The sequence below is a fragment of the Streptomyces puniciscabiei genome (assembly GCF_006715785.1).
GTDB classification, from domain to species: domain Bacteria; phylum Actinomycetota; class Actinomycetes; order Streptomycetales; family Streptomycetaceae; genus Streptomyces; species Streptomyces puniciscabiei.
Window position 1 is genome coordinate 5,044,225 of record NZ_VFNX01000001.1, and the last position, 16,406, is coordinate 5,060,630.

Genomic DNA, 16,406 nt, shown 5'->3' on the forward strand with positions numbered 1-16,406 from the left:
GTGCCGTTCCGCTCCGCTCACGAACGCGGCTTCGCGCCCCGCTGCTTCAGCATCTGCGCCATCACCTGGAGCTCGGACTGCTGCGCGTCGACCATGCCCTGCGCGAGCCGCTTCTCCACGCCGACCGTGCACTTGGAGACGCATCCCTCGGCCATGTGGATCCCGCCCTTGTGATGGTCCGTCATCAGCTGCAGGTAGAGGATCTCGGCCTGCTTGCCGCTCAGCGACCGGAGCTTCCTCAGCTCCGTGTTCGTCGCCATGCCCGGCATCAGCGAGCCGTCCCCGCGCTCGGGCATGTCGCCCATGCCCATCCAGGACATGGGCGGCTTCTCGGACACCTTCGGCAGCCCCCACAGATCCAGCCAGCCGAGCAGCATGCCGCGCTGGTTGGCCTGCGTCTGCGCGATGTCGTAGGCGAGCCGCCGCACTTCCGCGTTCTGCGTGCGGTCCCGGACGATGTACGACATCTCGACGGCCTGCTGGTGGTGCACGGCCATGTCCCGCGCGAACCCGGCGTCCGCCGACTCGGCGGCCGGCGTCCGCACCGACGAGCCGCCGCTCGTGTCCTCGGCGACCGCGTACGTGATCGCGCCGGCCGCGACGAGCACCGCCGCCGCGGCCCCGGTGAGCCAGCCGACGTACCGCCGCCTCACTACATCGCCCCGCTGGTGCAGGCGGCGCCCGGCTCCGGGGTCTGCGGGCCCTGGACGTAGACGCTGAAGAACTTGTTCACCTCGGGGTCGTCCGCGCTCTTGACGGCCACCTGGTGACCCCAGGCCGACAGGATCAGCGGCGCCGCCTGGTTCTCGTACGGGCTCATCAGCGAGTACGGCGTCTTCTTCACCTTCGCCGCCAGCGCGTCGACGTCGGCCTTCTTCGCCTTGCTGGTGTACGTCACCCAGACCGCGCCGTGCTCCAGCGAGTGCACGGCGTTCTCGTCCTGCAGCGGCTTGGTGTAGACGGTGCCGTCGCAGGTCGCCCAGATCGGGTTGTGGTTGCCGCCGACCGGGGGGTGCATCGGGTACGACACCTTGGCCTGGACGTGCGTGCGCGCCAGCTTCCCGCTCCAGGTCCGCACGCCGTCCTTGCCGGTGACCCAGTGCCCCGAGTCACCGGAGTTCCCGGTGGCCTTGGAGTCGCTCGCGCTGTTCTTCTTGCCGCCGGACTGGGCGTTCACGAGGACCACACCGCCGACCACGAGGCCGGCGACGACCACCACGCTCGCGCCGATGGTGAGCGCGCGGTTGCGGCGCTCGCGCGCACGCTCGGCACGGCGCATCTCCTCTATGCGCGCCTTGCGCGCCGCGCTGCTGTTCTTGGCGGAACCCATGAGTGTCCTTCTGGGGAAAAGGGCCGGCAACGGGAAGGGTGGGGCCCGCTGATCGTAAGGGGACAGGGGGTGGCTCCCGTAGACCGGGAGCGGCAAAGAGCCGCCCGCGCGATAATTTGAACCGCGGATGCGCATTACCTAGGCTCGTGGTATGCGGCTCCTGCGCTCCACCGACCTGGCCCTGCGCGTCCTGATGCGACTGGCCGTGGCCGCCGGCACCATGCCCACCACCCGCCAGGTCGCGGCGGACATGGACGTGCCCTACACGCACGCCGCGAAGGTCGTCGCCGAACTCCAGCACCTGGGCCTCGTGGACGCCCGGCGCGGCCGGGGCGGCGGGCTCGCCCTCACCGCCGAGGGCCGCACGGCCTCGGTCGGCGCGGTGGTGCGCACCTTCGAGGGCGAGGGCGACGTGGTCGACTGCGAAGGCACGGCGGGCACGGCCCCCTGCCCGCTGAACACCGGCTGCCGCCTGCGCGGTGCCCTGCGCCGGGCCCAGGAGGCCTTCTACGCCGCCCTGGACCCGATCACCCTCGCCGAGCTCGTCGCCGACCCGACCGGGCCGCTGCTGCTGGGCATCTCCCGGGGGCCGCAGGGCGGCTGATGCCGGTGACCGAAAGCCGTCGTTGATCGCCGGGGAGACCTGGGGAAGGCTGGTCCCCGACTCGAACACGACGACGGGGGTACGTCATGAAGGTCCTCATCTCGGGTGCGAGCGTCGCAGGCCCGGCGCTCGCCTTCCTCCTGCACCGCGACGGCCACGAGGTGACCGTGGTCGAGCGTGCCCCGGCGCTGCGCGACAGCGGCTACGCCGTCGACTTCCGGGGCGCGGCCTTCGACGCGCTGGCGGACCTCGGGATCCTCGAGGAGGTGCGCGGGTACGCCACCGGGATGCGCGGCACGGATCTGCTGGACGCCGACGGCAACCGCGCCGGTGAGCTCCCGGCCGAGGTCTTCGCCGGTGAACTGGAGGTACCGAAGCGGGAGTTGACCCGCATCCTGTACGAGCACACGCGGGACGCGGTGCGCTACGTCTTCGACGACTCCATCAACGCCGTCGAGCAGGACGCCGACAGTGTCCGGGTCGGCTTCGAACGGGCCGCACCGGACACCTTCGACCTCGTCGTCGGCGCCGACGGCATCTACTCCGCGGTGCGCCGCCTGGTCTTCGGCCCGCACAGCGAGGTGATCCGGCACCTCGGCCTGTCGGGGGCCGGCTTCAGCGCCCCGAACCATCTGGGCCTGGACCACCGGGGCGCGCTCCGGCAGACCCCCGGCCGGGCCGTGTACCTGTTCAGCGCGGCCGACCCGGAGCGGATGTCCGTCAGCCTGTCCTTCGCCAGTGACTCGCCGAAGCTGGACCTGCTGGACCGCGCGGAGCAGGAGCGGATCGTCCGGGAGCGGATGGCCGGCGCCGGCTGGATCGTGCCCCGGTTGCTGGAGGACATGTCCGCCGCCGAGGACCTGTACTTCTCCTCGGCCTGCCAGGTCCACCTGGACCACTGGTCCGAGGGCCGGGTCGTGCTGGTGGGCGACGCCGGGTACTGCGCCGCCCCCACCTCGGGCATGGGCACCTCCCAGGCCCTGATCGGTGCCCGCGTCCTCGCCCGGCACCTCGCCGAGTCCGGCGGCGACCACACCAAGGCCTTCGCCGCCTACGAACAGGAGCTGCGCCCGTACGTGGCGGAGAACCAGGAGACCGGCCGCGAGGGCGCCCGCCGCTTCGGCGCCGGGTGACCCCGAGGCCGTAGGTCCGCTAGCCCTGGGCCAGCCACAGGTCCGGGCCGAAGACCTCGTAGTGGATGTCGGCCGGGGCCACGCCCTTCTCGATCAGCTGGGTGCGGACCGCCCGCATGAAGGGCAGCGGGCCGCACAGGTACGCGCGCGTGCCGGCCGCTACGGCGATGTCGGCCAGGTCGACCAGGCCGGTGCGGGTGCCCGGCTCGGCGCCCCGCTCGTAGAAGAAGTGCACGGAGGCGTCCGCGAGCTTGCCGGCGTACGTCTCGTGGTCGGTGCGCAGGGCGTGGTCGGCGGGGGAGCGGTCGCCGTGGACGACGGTGACCGGGCCGCCGTGGCCGCCCGCCGCGAGGTCGGCCAGCATCGCGATCACCGGGGTCACGCCGATGCCGGCGGAGGCGAGCAGCAGGGGGGTGCCGGCCCCGGCGTCCAGGACGAGGTCGCCGTACGGCTCGGACAGCTCCAGGACGTCACCGACGCGCACGCGCGCGTGCAGGTGGTTCGAGACCTCGCCGTCGGGCGTCGCGTCGTCGCCCTGCACCCGCTTCACGCTGAACTGGCGGAGCGTCTCGCCGGGCGCGCCGGAGAGGCTGTACTGCCGTATCTGCCGGGCGCCGTCGGGCAGCTCCACCTGGACGGAGACGTACTGGCCGGCACGGAAGTCGCGCACCGGGCCGCCGTCGGCGGGCCGCAGCCGGAAGGTGACGACGTCCGCGGTCTCCTCGACGCGCTCCACGACCTCCCAGGGCCGGCGCTCCGTGGCGCCGCTCTCCTCGTACAGCCGCTTCTCGACGGCGATGAGCGCGTTCGCCATCAGCCAGTAGACCTCGGTCCAGGCGGCGGCCACCTCGGGCGTGACGGCCTCGCCGAGAACCTCGGCGATGGCGGCGAAGAGGTGCTCGTGCACGATCGGGTAGTGCTCCGGGGCCACGCCCAGGGAGGCGTGCTTGTGCGCGATGCGGCCGAGCATGGCGTCCGGCCGCTGGTCCGGGCGGTCCACCAGGTGCGTGGCGAAGGCGGCGATGGATCCGGCGAGGGCCTGCTTCTGGGCGCCGGAGGCCTGGTTGCCGCGGTTGAACAGATCCCGCAGCAGTTCGGGGTGGGCGGCGAAGAGGCGGGCGTAGAAGCGCCCGGTGATCTCGCCGATAGCCGCGCCGACGGCGGGAAGGGTGGCGCGGACGGTGGCTGCGGACTGCTCGGACAGCATCGGATCTCCTCGGATCTCGCCGGATCTCTTCACATCTCGGCTGATCAAAACGCTAAGAAAAGTTGCATCTGAGATGCAAATTAAAGAGGCGTGGTTTCCCTCACGTCCGAAGCGGATCGGCCATTACGGATGTCGGTCCGAACAGGCAAGATGGGCCACACGGCAGTACACCTGCCGGACGAGAGGCGTTCAGTCCCAGGACGCATCCGCGATCAAGGTCCGCAACGCGCATGAAATGGTGTTGTGGTGGGATGCTCAGGTGCCCGACCGCCTCCCGCGGGACGGGGGACAGGCGGCCTGACCAGCAAGGATGGGGAAGCGGAAGATGGACAAGCAGCAGGAGTTCGTGCTCCGGACACTGGAGGAGCGTGACATCCGGTTCGTACGCCTGTGGTTCACGGACGTGCTGGGCTTCCTGAAGTCCGTCGCCGTGGCCCCCGCCGAGCTGGAACAGGCCTTCGACGAGGGCATCGGATTCGACGGCTCGGCCATCGAGGGCTTCGCCCGGGTGTACGAGTCCGACATGATCGCCAAGCCGGACCCCTCGACCTTCCAGGTCCTGCCGTGGCGCGCGGAGACCCCCGGCACCGCCCGCATGTTCTGCGACATCCTCATGCCGGACGGCTCCCCGTCCTTCGCGGACCCCCGCTATGTGCTCAAGCGCGCCCTGGCCCGCACCTCCGACCTGGGCTTCACCTTCTACACCCACCCCGAGATCGAGTTCTTCCTGCTGAAGGACCGGCCGCTGGACGGCTCCCGCCCGACCCCGGCCGACAACTCGGGCTACTTCGACCACACGCCCACCAACGTCGGCATGGACTTCCGCCGCCAGGCGATCACCATGCTGGAGTCGATGGGCATCTCGGTGGAGTTCTCCCACCACGAGGGCGCCCCCGGCCAGCAGGAGATCGACCTGCGCTACGCCGACGCCCTCTCCACGGCGGACAACATCATGACGTTCCGCCTGGTCATGAAGCAGGTGGCGCTGGAGCAGGGGGTGCAGGCGACCTTCATGCCGAAGCCCTTCTCCGAGCACCCCGGCTCCGGCATGCACACCCACCTGTCCCTCTTCGAGGGCGACCGCAACGCGTTCTACGAGTCGGGCGCCGAATACCAGCTCTCCAAGGTCGGCCGCTCCTTCATCGCGGGCCTGCTGCGGCACGCGGCGGAGATCTCGGCGGTCACCAACCAGTGGGTGAACTCCTACAAGCGCATCTGGGGCGGCTCCGAGCGCACCGCCGGCGCCGGCGGCGAGGCCCCGTCGTACATCTGCTGGGGTCACAACAACCGCAGCGCCCTGGTCCGCGTCCCGATGTACAAGCCAGGCAAGACCGGCTCGGCCCGCGTCGAGGTCCGCTCCCTGGACTCCGGCGCCAACCCCTACCTGGCCTACGCCGTCCTCCTGGCGGCCGGCCTGAAGGGCATCGAGGAGGGCTACGAGCTCCCGCCGGGCGCCGAGGACGACGTCTGGGCCCTGTCCAACGCCGAGCGCCGCGCGATGGGCATCGAGCCGCTCCCGCAGAACCTGGGCGAGGCCCTGACCCTCATGGAGAGCAGCGACCTGGTCGCCGAGACCCTCGGCGAGCACGTCTTCGACTTCTTCCTGCGCAACAAGAAGTCGGAGTGGGAGGAGTACCGCAGCGAGGTCACGGCCTTCGAGCTGCGGAAGAACCTGCCGGTGCTGTAAGGGGCGGGTCCCGGGGGCTCCCCTCGGCGCTCGTCCTCAGCGTTGGCGCAGGGCGGTTTCGGCGGACCGATTGGCGGTGTGCTTGACGGCAGTAAGGCGTGTCTCGACTTTCCCTTCGTCGATCAAGCACCCGTCGTCGCCCACGCTCGCTGATGTCTCCGCCCCGCTCGGCAACGTCGGCCGTCCGCTCCCGCCCAAGAGGCAGCTCGGGCTGGGCGTGGCGAAGGTTGTCGTCCGTCGTTGCTGGGCGTCACGCGCTTACTCGCTGGTGGGTACGGCTTGCAAGAGGTTGGGGACGCCGCAGGCACTGGCGAGGAGGTCGGCGTAGGCGGTGAGGATGTGGCGGGTGCCGGCGAGGGCTGCGCGGAGTTCGTCGGCGTGTGGCCACAGTTGTTCGTGGTCGCGGCGTGAGCGGTCTGCCGGGCGCTGGTTTTCCCAGTCCTCCAGTGCGGGGTGCCAGCGCGCGAGCAGGGGGCGGATGCCGAAGTTGAGCAGGGCGACGGCGAGATAGCCGAAGTTGTACTGGCCGTTGCGTTTGGGCTCGGCCACTTCGGGGCCGTGCCGGCGCAGGACGTCACGGGTCGTGGCGAAGAGGGAGTACAGGCTGCTGAGTGCTTCACGCAGCAGGCCCTCGTCGGCGCGGAGGGGGACCACGGAGATTCGTGTGACAAGCTCTACATAGACTTCCCAGGCTGCGCGGCGTTCGGCGTCGTTGGGTTCCCAGGTGCCGGAGATCTCCAGCACGCGCAGGTTCAGTTTCACATCCACGCTCTTGGGCGCGCGCACCATGACCGTTCTCCTTGGCTGCTGACGGGGTGTTGTGTCCTCGGTTTCCCTGGCCCACGTTACTGGGGTGGATCACATGGCGGGGGGTGGCAGCCCACCGCGTGCTGCGGCGGCGTGGCCGATGCCGGGTTGGTGAGTCCGAGGGATCCGCGGATCGTCCACTGGGATGCCGCGCTGCGGTCTATTCCGGGTCCGTGCCGGTGGGATCGCCCGGGTCGGTCGGCTCCTCAGGTGGCACGGACTCGTCCTCTGGTTGCGTGGCGCTCATGATCATTGCTGCTGCCTCGTACGGCAGCAGTTCGTCGAGGAGGGATCGGAAGGCGTCGTCACCGAGGAGAGCCCTCTGCCGGATGAGCCAGTAGAGGCTCGCATCGGGCGGACTTCCGATCTCCAGTTCAAGCGCCAACGCCCGCAACGTGTGCGACACGCCTTCGCCGGGGCGTTCCTGCTCGGTGTAGAGCGCGCCCAGCTGACCGTGGCTGGTGGCGATGCCGACGCGGTCGCCGAGCTCCTCCTCGATGGTGAGGGAGGCGCGGTAGCGTTCCTCGGCCTGCTGGTAGTCCCCCCGCTCCTGCGCGATCATGCCGAGCTGGTAGTAGCTGCGGGCGATACCCGAGCGGTCGCCGAGTTCCTCCTCGATGGTGAGGGAGGCGCGGTAGCGTTCCTCGGCCTGCTGGTAGTCCTCCTGTTCCTGCGCGATGGTGCCGAGCTGGTGGTAGCTGGTGGCGATGCCGGCGCGGTCGCCGAGTTCCTCCTTGATGGTGAGGGAGGCGCGGTAGCGTTCCTCGGCCTGCTGGTAGTCCTCCTGTTCCTGCGCGATGGTGCCGAGCTGGTGGTAGCTGGTGGCGATGCCGGCGCGGTCGCCGAGTTCCTCCTTGATGGTGAGGGAGGCGCGGTAGCGTTCCTCGGCCTGCTGGTAGTCCCCCCGCTCCTGCGCGATGATGCCGAGCTGGTGGTAGCTGCGGGCGATGCCGGCGCGGTCGCCGAGTTCCTCCTTGATGGTGAGGGAGGCGCGGTAGCGTTCCTCGGCCTGCTGGTAGTCCCCCCGCTCCTGCGCGATCATGCCGAGCTGGTGGTAGCTGCGGGCGATGCCGGCGCGGTCGCCGAGTTCCTCCTTGATGGTGAGGGAGGCGCGGTAGCGTTCCTCGGCCTGCTGGTAGTCCCCCCGCTCCTGCGCGATGATGCCGAGCTGGTGGTAGCTGCGGGCGATGCCGGCGCGGTTGCCGAGCTCTTCTTCGATGGTGAGGGAGGCGCGGTAGCGTTCCTCGGCCTGCTGGTAGTCCCCCCGCACCTGCGCGATGATGCCGAGCTGGTGGGTGTAGGCGGCGGCTGGCTGGGACCGGTCGGGGAGCCAGGTGAGGGTCTCCTCCACCAGGTGTTGTTCCCAGTCCCAGGCTCCCCAGGTGTGCAGTTGGGAGCACACGTACCGGGTGATGGTGTCGGCCTGGTCGAGGTCGCCGGCCTGGTGGTGGTGATGTCGTCCCTCGATGAGCTGGGTGATGCGGTCGCTGGGTGGCTGGGGCCAGACGCGGACGCGCCATTGCCAGTAGGCGGCGGCCCGCTGGTGGGCTGCTTTGAGGGTGTCGGGGTGGGCGCGTTTGCGGAGGGCGTCGGCGGTCCAGTGGTGCACGGTCAGGCCGGTGGGTGGGCTGCCCGGCTCGTCCTGGGGTGCGGGGGCCGGTGAGATCAGCCCGAGGTCCAGCAACTGCTTCAACGCCCTCTCGGCCCGCTCGTCCAGGACGACTGGGGGCCGCCGCAGCTCCTCGAAGAGGGCCCGGTATTCGGTGATTGCCCCGGGCGACCGGCCATAGCCGTCCTCCGGTCCCGCTCCGGCCGCGCGGGCCTCATCGATCCGGGCGCTCACCGTACGCAGGCGTTGGCGGAGGGCGGGGTCGGGTTGGGGAGGTGCGGTGAGGTCCGACAGCTGCCAGGCGGCCCCGGTGCAGTCGACCGGGGTGCGGTAGACGGCCATGCCTTCCAGCAGCTCTCGCGCCCCCGCCACGCCGTTGAGCTGGTCGAGCAGGGTGTCGAGGAGGATGTCGTCGACCGCAAGGGTGACGGTCTCGGCCAGCGCCGTGTCCAGATCACCCTGGACGTCTGCCATCCAACGCTCCGGATCGGGAACGCCGCGAGCCTCCAGAGCGGCCTCCATACGGTCGGCGATGTCGGGGAAACGCGCCTGGCCGCCGCGCAGCAGGGCGTCCAGGTATTCCAGCGCCCGCGGGTGGCCTCCGACATCGGCGTACGCACGCCGTTGGTCGACCGGGGTGAGGGCGTCCAGGCCGGGCAGGCGCCAGATGAGTTTGCGGGTCTCCGCCAGTGACAGCGGTCCCAGATGGTGGGCGACGAGCCGCTTGTGCGTGCGTCGGGGGAGGTGGAAGGGGTAGCGGCTGGTGACCAACAGCCGGGTGCGCGGGCTTGCCGCCACCCACGCGGCCAGCAGATGCGCGAGCTCCGCATCGGCCGGCTCCCATCCCTCGCCGGACGGCGCGGGGGTGAGGAGATCCTCGGCGTTGTCCAGGATCATCAGGGCCGGGAGCCTTGGCAGCACGATCCGGCGGACCAGCTCCCACCGGTCCCGCCACGGCGTGCGGGCATCCGTCAGGGCCACGGCGACCTGCCGCAAAGGGTCCGTCTCCGCCAGCCCTTCGGTCAGGCAGTGGGTGTTCAGGCACTGCCGCAGGGTTTCCAGGACGGCGTCGACCGTGCGGGTCGTAGCAGCGGAGACCGGTACGACCAGCCGGTGCTTCGTGCCGTAGTGGTGCAGCAGCTCGGCGGCCAGCGTGGACTTGCCGACCCCGCCGATCCCGTGCACCAGCACCCCGGCTCGCCGCGGGTCACGCAGGGCGGACAGCAGTCGGCGCAGCTCGGCGCGGCGGCCGACGAAGTCGCCGACCTTGCGGACCACCATGCCCTCATCCAGCACGGTCTCCGGCACCCCGGTCACGTGCTCGTGGCCATCGGTGCGGTCGAACAGCGGCAGTGGAGGGCCTGCCAGGAACAGTGCCGGAGTGGCCCACTCCGGCCACCCGGTACGCGGGTCCCGGTCTTGTGTCCGGCGGCGCCGCTTTTCCAGGGTGCGGCGGGCCTTCGAGAGCGCGGTCAGCGGGTTGGGATGCTCGGCCCGCGCCAGCGTCTGGTACATGTCTGCGGCCAGTTCGGTGGCGTAGTGGTCGGTGACGGCTTCGGTCATCGCCAGCACCGCCGGCACCCCGCGCTCCAGCAACGCGCGTGCCAGGCCTGTACGGATCCTCCCCTCCGCTTCGGCATCAGCGGCGGGGACCGTGCCGCCGGCGTCCGGGGCCGCCTCTTCCTTGCCCGGGGGCTGCTCCGGTGATGCCTTCGCATCGTCGGGCACGGGAGTTTGGGCGGTGGAGCAGCCGGCCAGCACCACGAGCGGAACACCCCGATCGGTGGGCAGAGCCTCCATGAATCGTTGTGCGTCGACCTCGTCGGCGTGACCCTGCCCGTCTTCGAGCAGCAGCACTCCGGGGGCGGCGTGGCAGGACAGGTGCAGGATGTGGAAACGCTCCTGCTCCAAGGCCGCACGGATCTCGGCCAGGCTGCCCCAGTTCAGCACCCGCACATACGCGCCCTGCCCGGAGCGCGCCGGGTCGACCGCGTCCAGGATCCGGCCCAGCTCCCGTTCGTAGTCCAGCAGTTCGCCTCCGCCGGATTCGGGGCTGCTCACCACCGCCAGGATCCGCAACGGCCCCGGCACCCGCACCGCCACCGGCGGGCTGTCCCGCCGCACGGTGCGGTACAGCTCCACCTGCTCCGACAACACCAACGGGCCCGCCGCACCAGGAACGGTGAGGGTCTCCCACGGCAGATCCGCCCACCCTGGATCCCTCACCGCCAGCCCGATCCGCAACGACCCGTTCCGCGCCCGGGCCAGCTCCTCCTGGCGGGCCAGTTCACTCGCCGCCTCACCGTGGAGGAACCGCTTTCCCAGTTCCTCACCCACAGCGGCCAGGGCCGCCGCCGGCCCTGCGGGAGCGGCTGCCTCCTCCGGCGTTGGCAGCTGCCGCAGGGTCATACCGCCCGTCGCCCGCGCGCGGGCCCGTTGTAACGCCCACAGCTTCTGCTCAAGATCACCGTCCACTCCCCGCGGCGCACAGGACACCTCACGGTCCGCGGTGGAGAACACCGTCGACTCCGTCTCGATCCGTATCTCCGCGTATGTGGGCCCATCCGGGCGGTAGGCCGTGGGCGGCAGCTTCAGCGGCGCGACGCGTTCCGGACGCTGCCCCGACGGCAGGCCCCGCACCGCCCGCTCCAACTGCCCGACCAACCCCTCGTACTGTTGCGGGGATGTCACATGACGGAAGTCGACATACAGCCGCGATGCGATGAACGGCGGCAGTTCGACCTCGCCCAGCAGGACCGGGATCAGGCGCCGTCGTCGCTCCACCGCGCCCGTCACGGCCGCCGCGAACTCCTCACCGCACCACCCGGACGTCACCCAGTGCGGACTGACGACGGCCACCACAGCACCGGCCTTCGCCAGCCCGTCCTGCAACCGCGGCGCCACCAGCTCGCCCCCGGCCACCTCCCACTGGTCCAGCCACACATCAAGGCCCAGCAGATGCAGGTTCTCCGCCAGGGCCGTCGCCCACGACTTGTCCTCATGCGCATAGGACACGAACGCGTGGAACTGTCCGGCACCCGTCACAACGCACCCCCGAACCGGGCACTCCGCAACACGTGAGCGCCCCAGCAACTGGCCTGAATGCCGGCCATACACTAGGGCACCCCACGGGACCTCACGCCCGGAATGGCCCGAAGGCCTCATACCCATCGACGTCCGGCGACAACTGGCCGTTCGCTATTCGTTCGTGTGCTCGATCTGCTTCGAACGCCGCCCCGGACCAGGTGACTTGGCCGACGTCAGGGCGTTCACATCGCCCCGGGTCGGCCCGCCCCTCGGGGCGGGCCGTTGCCTGTCCGTCGTCGCCGGCGCCTCACTGCCAGGCCGAGACCGAGTTCGAGTCCGAAACGGAGTCCGGGCGCGGCTGCTGGGCGCGTTCGGGGTGGACGTGCGGGCGGTTGTTGCAGGCGTCGTGCACCGAGCTGCCCGTCCACGGCGCGGTGAGCGGGACCAGCCCGAGGGCCGTCTCGCACAGCTTGTCCGGGGACAGGGGCCGGCCGGCGATGTTGATGCGGCCGTGGGTGCCGTCGGAGGCGTGGGCGGGGGCGGCAAGCGCGAGACCCGCGGCGGTGAGCGCGGTGAGAGCGGTGATCTTCTTCACATACTGGTCAACGAGACCGAATCGGCCCAGGTCACGCGGCTGGCGGCGGTGCGGTTATCCGATGTACGCCGGCGACACCGCGGCCGTGCTGATCCGCCGCGCCGCCCCCGATCCGTCCGCGGGGACCTCGTACAGGTCCGCGCCGTAGTCACCGGGCAGCGCGTACACGACCGTACGGGCGTCGCGCCACACCACCTGGTCGTCGACGCTCCTCCGCTCGGCCAGCGGAGTCTCCCGCATGGTCCGCAGGTCCAGGACGTACAGGCGCCAAGGGGCGTCCTTCGGCAGGCCCTCGACCCGCTTCTTGTAGGCGATCCGCCTGCCGTCGGGCGAGAGCGACGGGCACTCGACGTTCGGGTGCAGGGTGGTGACCGTGCGGGCGCGCAGGTCGCCCCGGACCAGATAGGTGCTGCCGTGGGTCGCGAGCGTCGCGTAGAACGTGCGGTCGTCGCCCGCGAACGTCACGCCCCAGAAGTTGGTGTCCGCCGCCTGATAGGTGTGCCCGTCCTTGACGATCCGGAAGGCCTCCAGGGACGGGATCAGCTCGCCCCTCCTCGTGTCCACGATCGCCGCGCGCGTGGAGAAGTTCGTACCGGCGTACGAGTCACCGCCCACGAACGCCGTCCAGGCGGCGAAGTGTCCCGTCGGCGAGACCCGGGCACGCGACGGAATGCCGGGGACGTCGTACCGGTGCACGGTCCGCAACCGCGCGTCCAGGATCAGCGCGCGATAGGTGTCCGAGACCGGCCCGTGCACCGCCTGCAGACACACGCCCGTGTCCGAAGCGGCGTGGAAACGCAGGCACTTGACCCCGGACGCGGTCCGTGCCCCCGACGGGTCGCCGGCCGCGACGCCGACGAGCTCGTCCCGGTGCGGCCCCCACGCCATGTTCCGGAACACCATCCGCCCGTGCCCCGTCAGCGTCACCGTCCCCGCCGTGACCCGAGGCCCGCCCGCCTGCGCCTGGTCACGGCGGTCGGCCCGGGCCGACGCGTGCAGCACCGACGCCAGCCCCACCGCCGCGAGCACGGCGACGGCTGCGACCAGGATCAGGACGCGGCTGCGTACGGTCATGCGGGCACCGCCCCCTTCGGGCGAACGACGACGGAGAAGACGACACAGACGACCAGCGCCACCGACGCGCCCACCAGCGCCGCACGGTTGCCCCACAGAGTCCAGGCGGCGCCGAACAGCAGGCTGCAGGCGAACCGGGCCAGCGCCTGCCCGGTCTGCACCAGGGCCAGCCCCGACGAGCGCAGCGCCTGGGGCACCCCCTCCGAGGCCGCCGCCATCAGCACCCCGTCGGTGGCCGCGTAGAACGCGCCGTGCAGCGCGAGGACGACGTACGGCAGGGCCGGGCCGTGCCACGCCGTGAGCAGCAACGCATACGCGACCAGCAGACCACCGTGCCCGCTCACGAAGACCGCCCACCGGCCCACCCGGTCCGCGAGCCGCCCGAGCGGTATCGCCAGCAGCAGGAAGGAGGCGGCCGTACCGAGCGGCAGCAGCGCGAACCACCGGTCCGGCACCCCGAGACGCCGCTGGAGCAGCAGATACACGAACGAGTCACTCACCGTGGCGAGCCCCAGCAGCAGCGCGCACACGGCGATCCGCCGCAGGCCCCGCCGCCGCAACAGCCCCACCGCACCCAGCAGGCTCGGCCGCTCCTCCGCGACCACACCACCACGCCCGCCCGGCACGAACAGCACCAGGACCAGCACCCCCAGCACCGCGACACAGAAGCTGACGGTGAACACCGCGTCGTACCCGTCCACCGTCGCCCGCAGGATCAGGAAGGCCACCAGTGGCCCGAGCAGCGCACCCGCCGTGTCCATGGCCCGGTGCACCCCGAAGGCCCGCCCCCGCGACTGCGCCGTACTGGACAGCGAGATGAGGGCGTCCCGGGGCGCCGTCCGCAGCCCCTTCCCCGTGCGGTCGGCGGCGAGAACCAGCCCGATCGGAGTCAGCGCATGGGCGACCAGCAGCAACGGCTTGCACACGGCCGACACCGCGTACCCGAACCCGGCGACCCACTTGTGCCGCCCGCCGCCCCGATCCGCGAGATGCCCGCCGACCAGCCGTACGACCGCCGAGAACCCGTTGTACACACCGTCCAGCAGCCCGAAGCCCAACGGTGACAGTCCCAGCCCGCTGACCAGGTACAACGGCAGTACGGCGGTGACCATCTCGGACGACACGTCCGTCACCAGGCTGACCGTCCCGAGCGCGAGCACGACAGGCCCGACCGCGGCACGGCGCCGCCCGGCCAGTGGCCGGACGGCACCGTCCGCGGATGCCGGCGTACTCGCGCGGCTGTCCGCTACGTACACGTCAGGACGCCCAGACGCCGGTGATGTCCTTGGCGGAGGCCGCGTTGCCCGCATGCGTGCTCAGCCCCTGCAGGTCCTCCAGGGTGCGCAGCAGGTCGTAGTGGTTGTAGGTGGTGGAACTGGACGACCCGGCGGCCACCGGCTGCCCGTACAGCACGGTCGGGATCCGGTTCCCGCTCAGCCGGTTGTCCTCGTCGAAGGTGATGACGAGCAGGCTGTTGTGGGTCTTGGCCCAACTCGCATAGCCGCCCAGGTTGTTCTTCAGCCAGGTGTCACCGGTGGACACCGAGCAGTCGTGCATGTCGCTGCACAGGTTGGGGACCACGTACGACATCTGGGGCAGCGTCGAGTAGTCCGTCGGGAACTGGTCGAACGTCATGGCGCTGTCCGTCGGCACGTTGCTGAACCCGAACCACGGGTTGTGCTTCTGGGCGTAGTCGCCGCTGCTGCACGTGGTGTCGCCCTGGCCGGGCAGATCCTCGTTGTAGCTGGCCCAGGTACGGCCGGCGTCGATCACCTCGGACGCCAGGTTGGGCGCCGAGGAGAAACCGGGCGTGACACAACTGTCGTCCGTGATGCCCTGGGTGTCGCCGGAGAACATCGCGTAGTAGTTCGGCTGGCTCGGGTGGGTCTCGGCGTACGACTGCGTCAGGCTGGCACCTCCCGACTTCAGCGAGTTGATGTACGGCGCGCGGGAGGAGCCGATGACCTGGCTGTACGCGTGGTTCTCGAAGACCACGACGACCACGTGGTCCGGGCTCGGCACGGCGCCCGCGGCGTGCGCGGACTCTGCGCCGATCCCGGTCCACAGCCCGAACGCGGCCGCGGCGAGGGCCGCTGTGGACGCCACGACGGTGCGGGCACGGCGGTACACGGAACTGCCGGACACATCAACCTCCGGTGTGGGGGGCGGGACGGGGCTGGCGGTGCGGACAGAGCATGCACACGTCAATCTTCCCGCGTCCCACGCGAGCCAACCTCACGAGTGAAGACCGGATGAACGCCGGGTACCCCCGCCCCATGACAGCGAAGATCCGTGTGGGCACCTGCGGCTGGACCGACCGCGCACTCCTGGCGAGCGGTTGGTACCCGCCCGGCAATCGCGACCCGGAGAGCCGCCTGCGCCACTATGCGAACCGCTTCCCCGTCGTGGAGGCAGACTCCCCTTACTACGCCCTTCCGGCCCCCCGCACCACCCGCCTCTGGGCGGACCGGACCCCACCCGGCTTCCGCTTCGACGTCAAGGCCTTCTCCCTCCTCACCGACCACCCCACCCGACCCTCCGCCCTTCCCGAGGACTTACGGGGGCGTCCTCGCGACGAGGGCCTCCTGGAGGAGGTCTGGAATCGCTACGCCGAAGCGATCGCCCCCCTCCGTGCCGCGGATCGCCTGGGCACGCTCGTCTTCCAGTACCCCCCGCGCCTCACACCCGGCCCGGACGCCGAGGCATTCGTCCGCGCCGCCCGGGAAAGGGCCCGCGACTGGCCCTTCGCCGTCGAGTTCCGCAACCCCGCCTGGTGGCGGAGCGACCGCACGACCGCGTTTCTCGAGGACCTGAACGCCACGGCCGTGGCGGTGGACGCACCCGGCCTGCCCCCCACCGCCCACGTCACCACTCCCCGCCTCTCCCTGATCCGCTTCCACGGCCGCAGCCCGCACTGGGGCACCGGCAGCAAGGAGGACCGCTTCCGCCACACCTACACCCCCTCCGAACTCACCGAGTGGCTACCCCGCGTCCGGGCTCTGGCGCAGGCCACGGACGAAGTCCACGTCCTCTTCAACAACTGCTGCGGCGACGCGGCGCCGAAGGCGGCGCAAGCCCTGCACGACCTGCTGGACGCGACGGTGCCGCAGCCGCGCGACATGGGCAGGGAACATGGGGCATGGTGTCCGCCCGCGGCGGCCGGCGCCAACTCGTCCAACCCTGAATGAACAGCCCGCCGGCCCCGAGGACGGACACCACCCGGCGCGGCACCGGCCCACACGACGGCAGCCGCGCCACCGGCCGCGACGCACCCGCACAGGCCGCCGCAGGCATGCGACCACGTACCCGCACCCGGTACCGCACCCGTGGGGG

General features: G+C 71.0%; 13 protein-coding genes. 4 read left to right on the forward strand and 9 right to left on the reverse strand.

Features of this window, described 5'->3' with window-relative positions:
- Positions 1-17: 17 nt before the first annotated feature.
- The gene (locus tag FB563_RS23370; protein ID WP_055703784.1) at positions 18-653 is read right to left on the reverse strand and encodes a DUF305 domain-containing protein; all 636 of its coding nucleotides are present in this window, start codon (positions 651-653) and stop codon (positions 18-20) included.
- A complete protein-coding gene (locus tag FB563_RS23375) occupies positions 653-1,330 on the reverse strand; it encodes a DUF3105 domain-containing protein (RefSeq protein WP_055703785.1) in 678 nt (225 codons plus the stop codon). Before FB563_RS23375 ends, FB563_RS23370 begins: the two co-directional genes overlap by 1 nt.
- A gap of 151 nt (positions 1,331-1,481) precedes the next feature.
- Here FB563_RS23375 and FB563_RS23380 point away from each other — a divergent pair, with 151 nt between their 5' ends.
- Both FB563_RS23380 and FB563_RS23385 read left to right on the forward strand, forming a co-directional pair.
- Positions 1,482-1,934, forward strand: coding sequence for an RrF2 family transcriptional regulator (locus tag FB563_RS23380; protein ID WP_055703786.1), 453 nt, complete (start codon positions 1,482-1,484; stop codon positions 1,932-1,934).
- 86 nt (positions 1,935-2,020) lie between these two features.
- On the forward strand, positions 2,021-3,067 hold the full coding sequence (locus tag FB563_RS23385; RefSeq protein WP_055703787.1) for an FAD-dependent monooxygenase: 1,047 nt from the start codon (positions 2,021-2,023) through the stop codon (positions 3,065-3,067).
- Between the two features lie 19 nt (positions 3,068-3,086).
- Here FB563_RS23385 and FB563_RS23390 read toward each other — a convergent pair whose 3' ends face one another.
- Positions 3,087-4,274, reverse strand: a complete 1,188-nt coding sequence (locus FB563_RS23390; protein ID WP_055703788.1) for a globin domain-containing protein — start codon at positions 4,272-4,274, stop codon at positions 3,087-3,089.
- Positions 4,275-4,599: 325 nt separating this feature from the next.
- Between FB563_RS23390 and glnA the strand changes: the two genes are divergently transcribed.
- A complete protein-coding gene (glnA, locus tag FB563_RS23400; protein ID WP_055703789.1) occupies positions 4,600-5,961 on the forward strand; it encodes a type I glutamate--ammonia ligase in 1,362 nt (453 codons plus the stop codon).
- A 258-nt stretch (positions 5,962-6,219) separates the two neighbouring features.
- Here the strand turns inward: glnA and FB563_RS23405 are convergent, their stop codons facing one another.
- The 6 genes from FB563_RS23405 to FB563_RS23430 all read right to left on the reverse strand — a co-directional run bounded on the left by FB563_RS23405 (position 6,220) and on the right by FB563_RS23430 (position 15,218).
- Positions 6,220-6,750: a hypothetical protein gene (locus tag FB563_RS23405; RefSeq protein WP_055703790.1), complete on the reverse strand. Its 531-nt coding sequence runs from the start codon at positions 6,748-6,750 to the stop codon at positions 6,220-6,222.
- Positions 6,751-6,928: 178 nt separating this feature from the next.
- The gene (locus FB563_RS23410; protein WP_167528505.1) at positions 6,929-11,392 is read right to left on the reverse strand and encodes a tetratricopeptide repeat protein; all 4,464 of its coding nucleotides are present in this window, start codon (positions 11,390-11,392) and stop codon (positions 6,929-6,931) included.
- A gap of 319 nt (positions 11,393-11,711) precedes the next feature.
- Positions 11,712-11,999, reverse strand: a complete 288-nt coding sequence (locus tag FB563_RS23415) for a hypothetical protein (protein ID WP_055708472.1) — start codon at positions 11,997-11,999, stop codon at positions 11,712-11,714.
- A gap of 54 nt (positions 12,000-12,053) precedes the next feature.
- Positions 12,054-13,073, reverse strand: coding sequence for a TolB family protein (locus tag FB563_RS23420; protein ID WP_142218874.1), 1,020 nt, complete (start codon positions 13,071-13,073; stop codon positions 12,054-12,056).
- Positions 13,070-14,329 carry an MFS transporter gene (locus tag FB563_RS23425; RefSeq protein WP_199833028.1) on the reverse strand — a complete coding sequence of 420 codons (1,260 nt, stop codon included), beginning with the start codon at positions 14,327-14,329 and terminating at the stop codon, positions 13,070-13,072. Before FB563_RS23425 ends, FB563_RS23420 begins: the two co-directional genes overlap by 4 nt.
- Before the next feature lies 1 nt (position 14,330).
- Positions 14,331-15,218, reverse strand: a complete 888-nt coding sequence (locus tag FB563_RS23430; protein WP_055710083.1) for an alkaline phosphatase family protein — start codon at positions 15,216-15,218, stop codon at positions 14,331-14,333.
- A gap of 131 nt (positions 15,219-15,349) precedes the next feature.
- Between FB563_RS23430 and FB563_RS23435 the strand changes: the two genes are divergently transcribed.
- The gene (locus tag FB563_RS23435) at positions 15,350-16,261 is read left to right on the forward strand and encodes a DUF72 domain-containing protein (protein ID WP_079049109.1); all 912 of its coding nucleotides are present in this window, start codon (positions 15,350-15,352) and stop codon (positions 16,259-16,261) included.
- Positions 16,262-16,406: the final 145 nt, after the last annotated feature.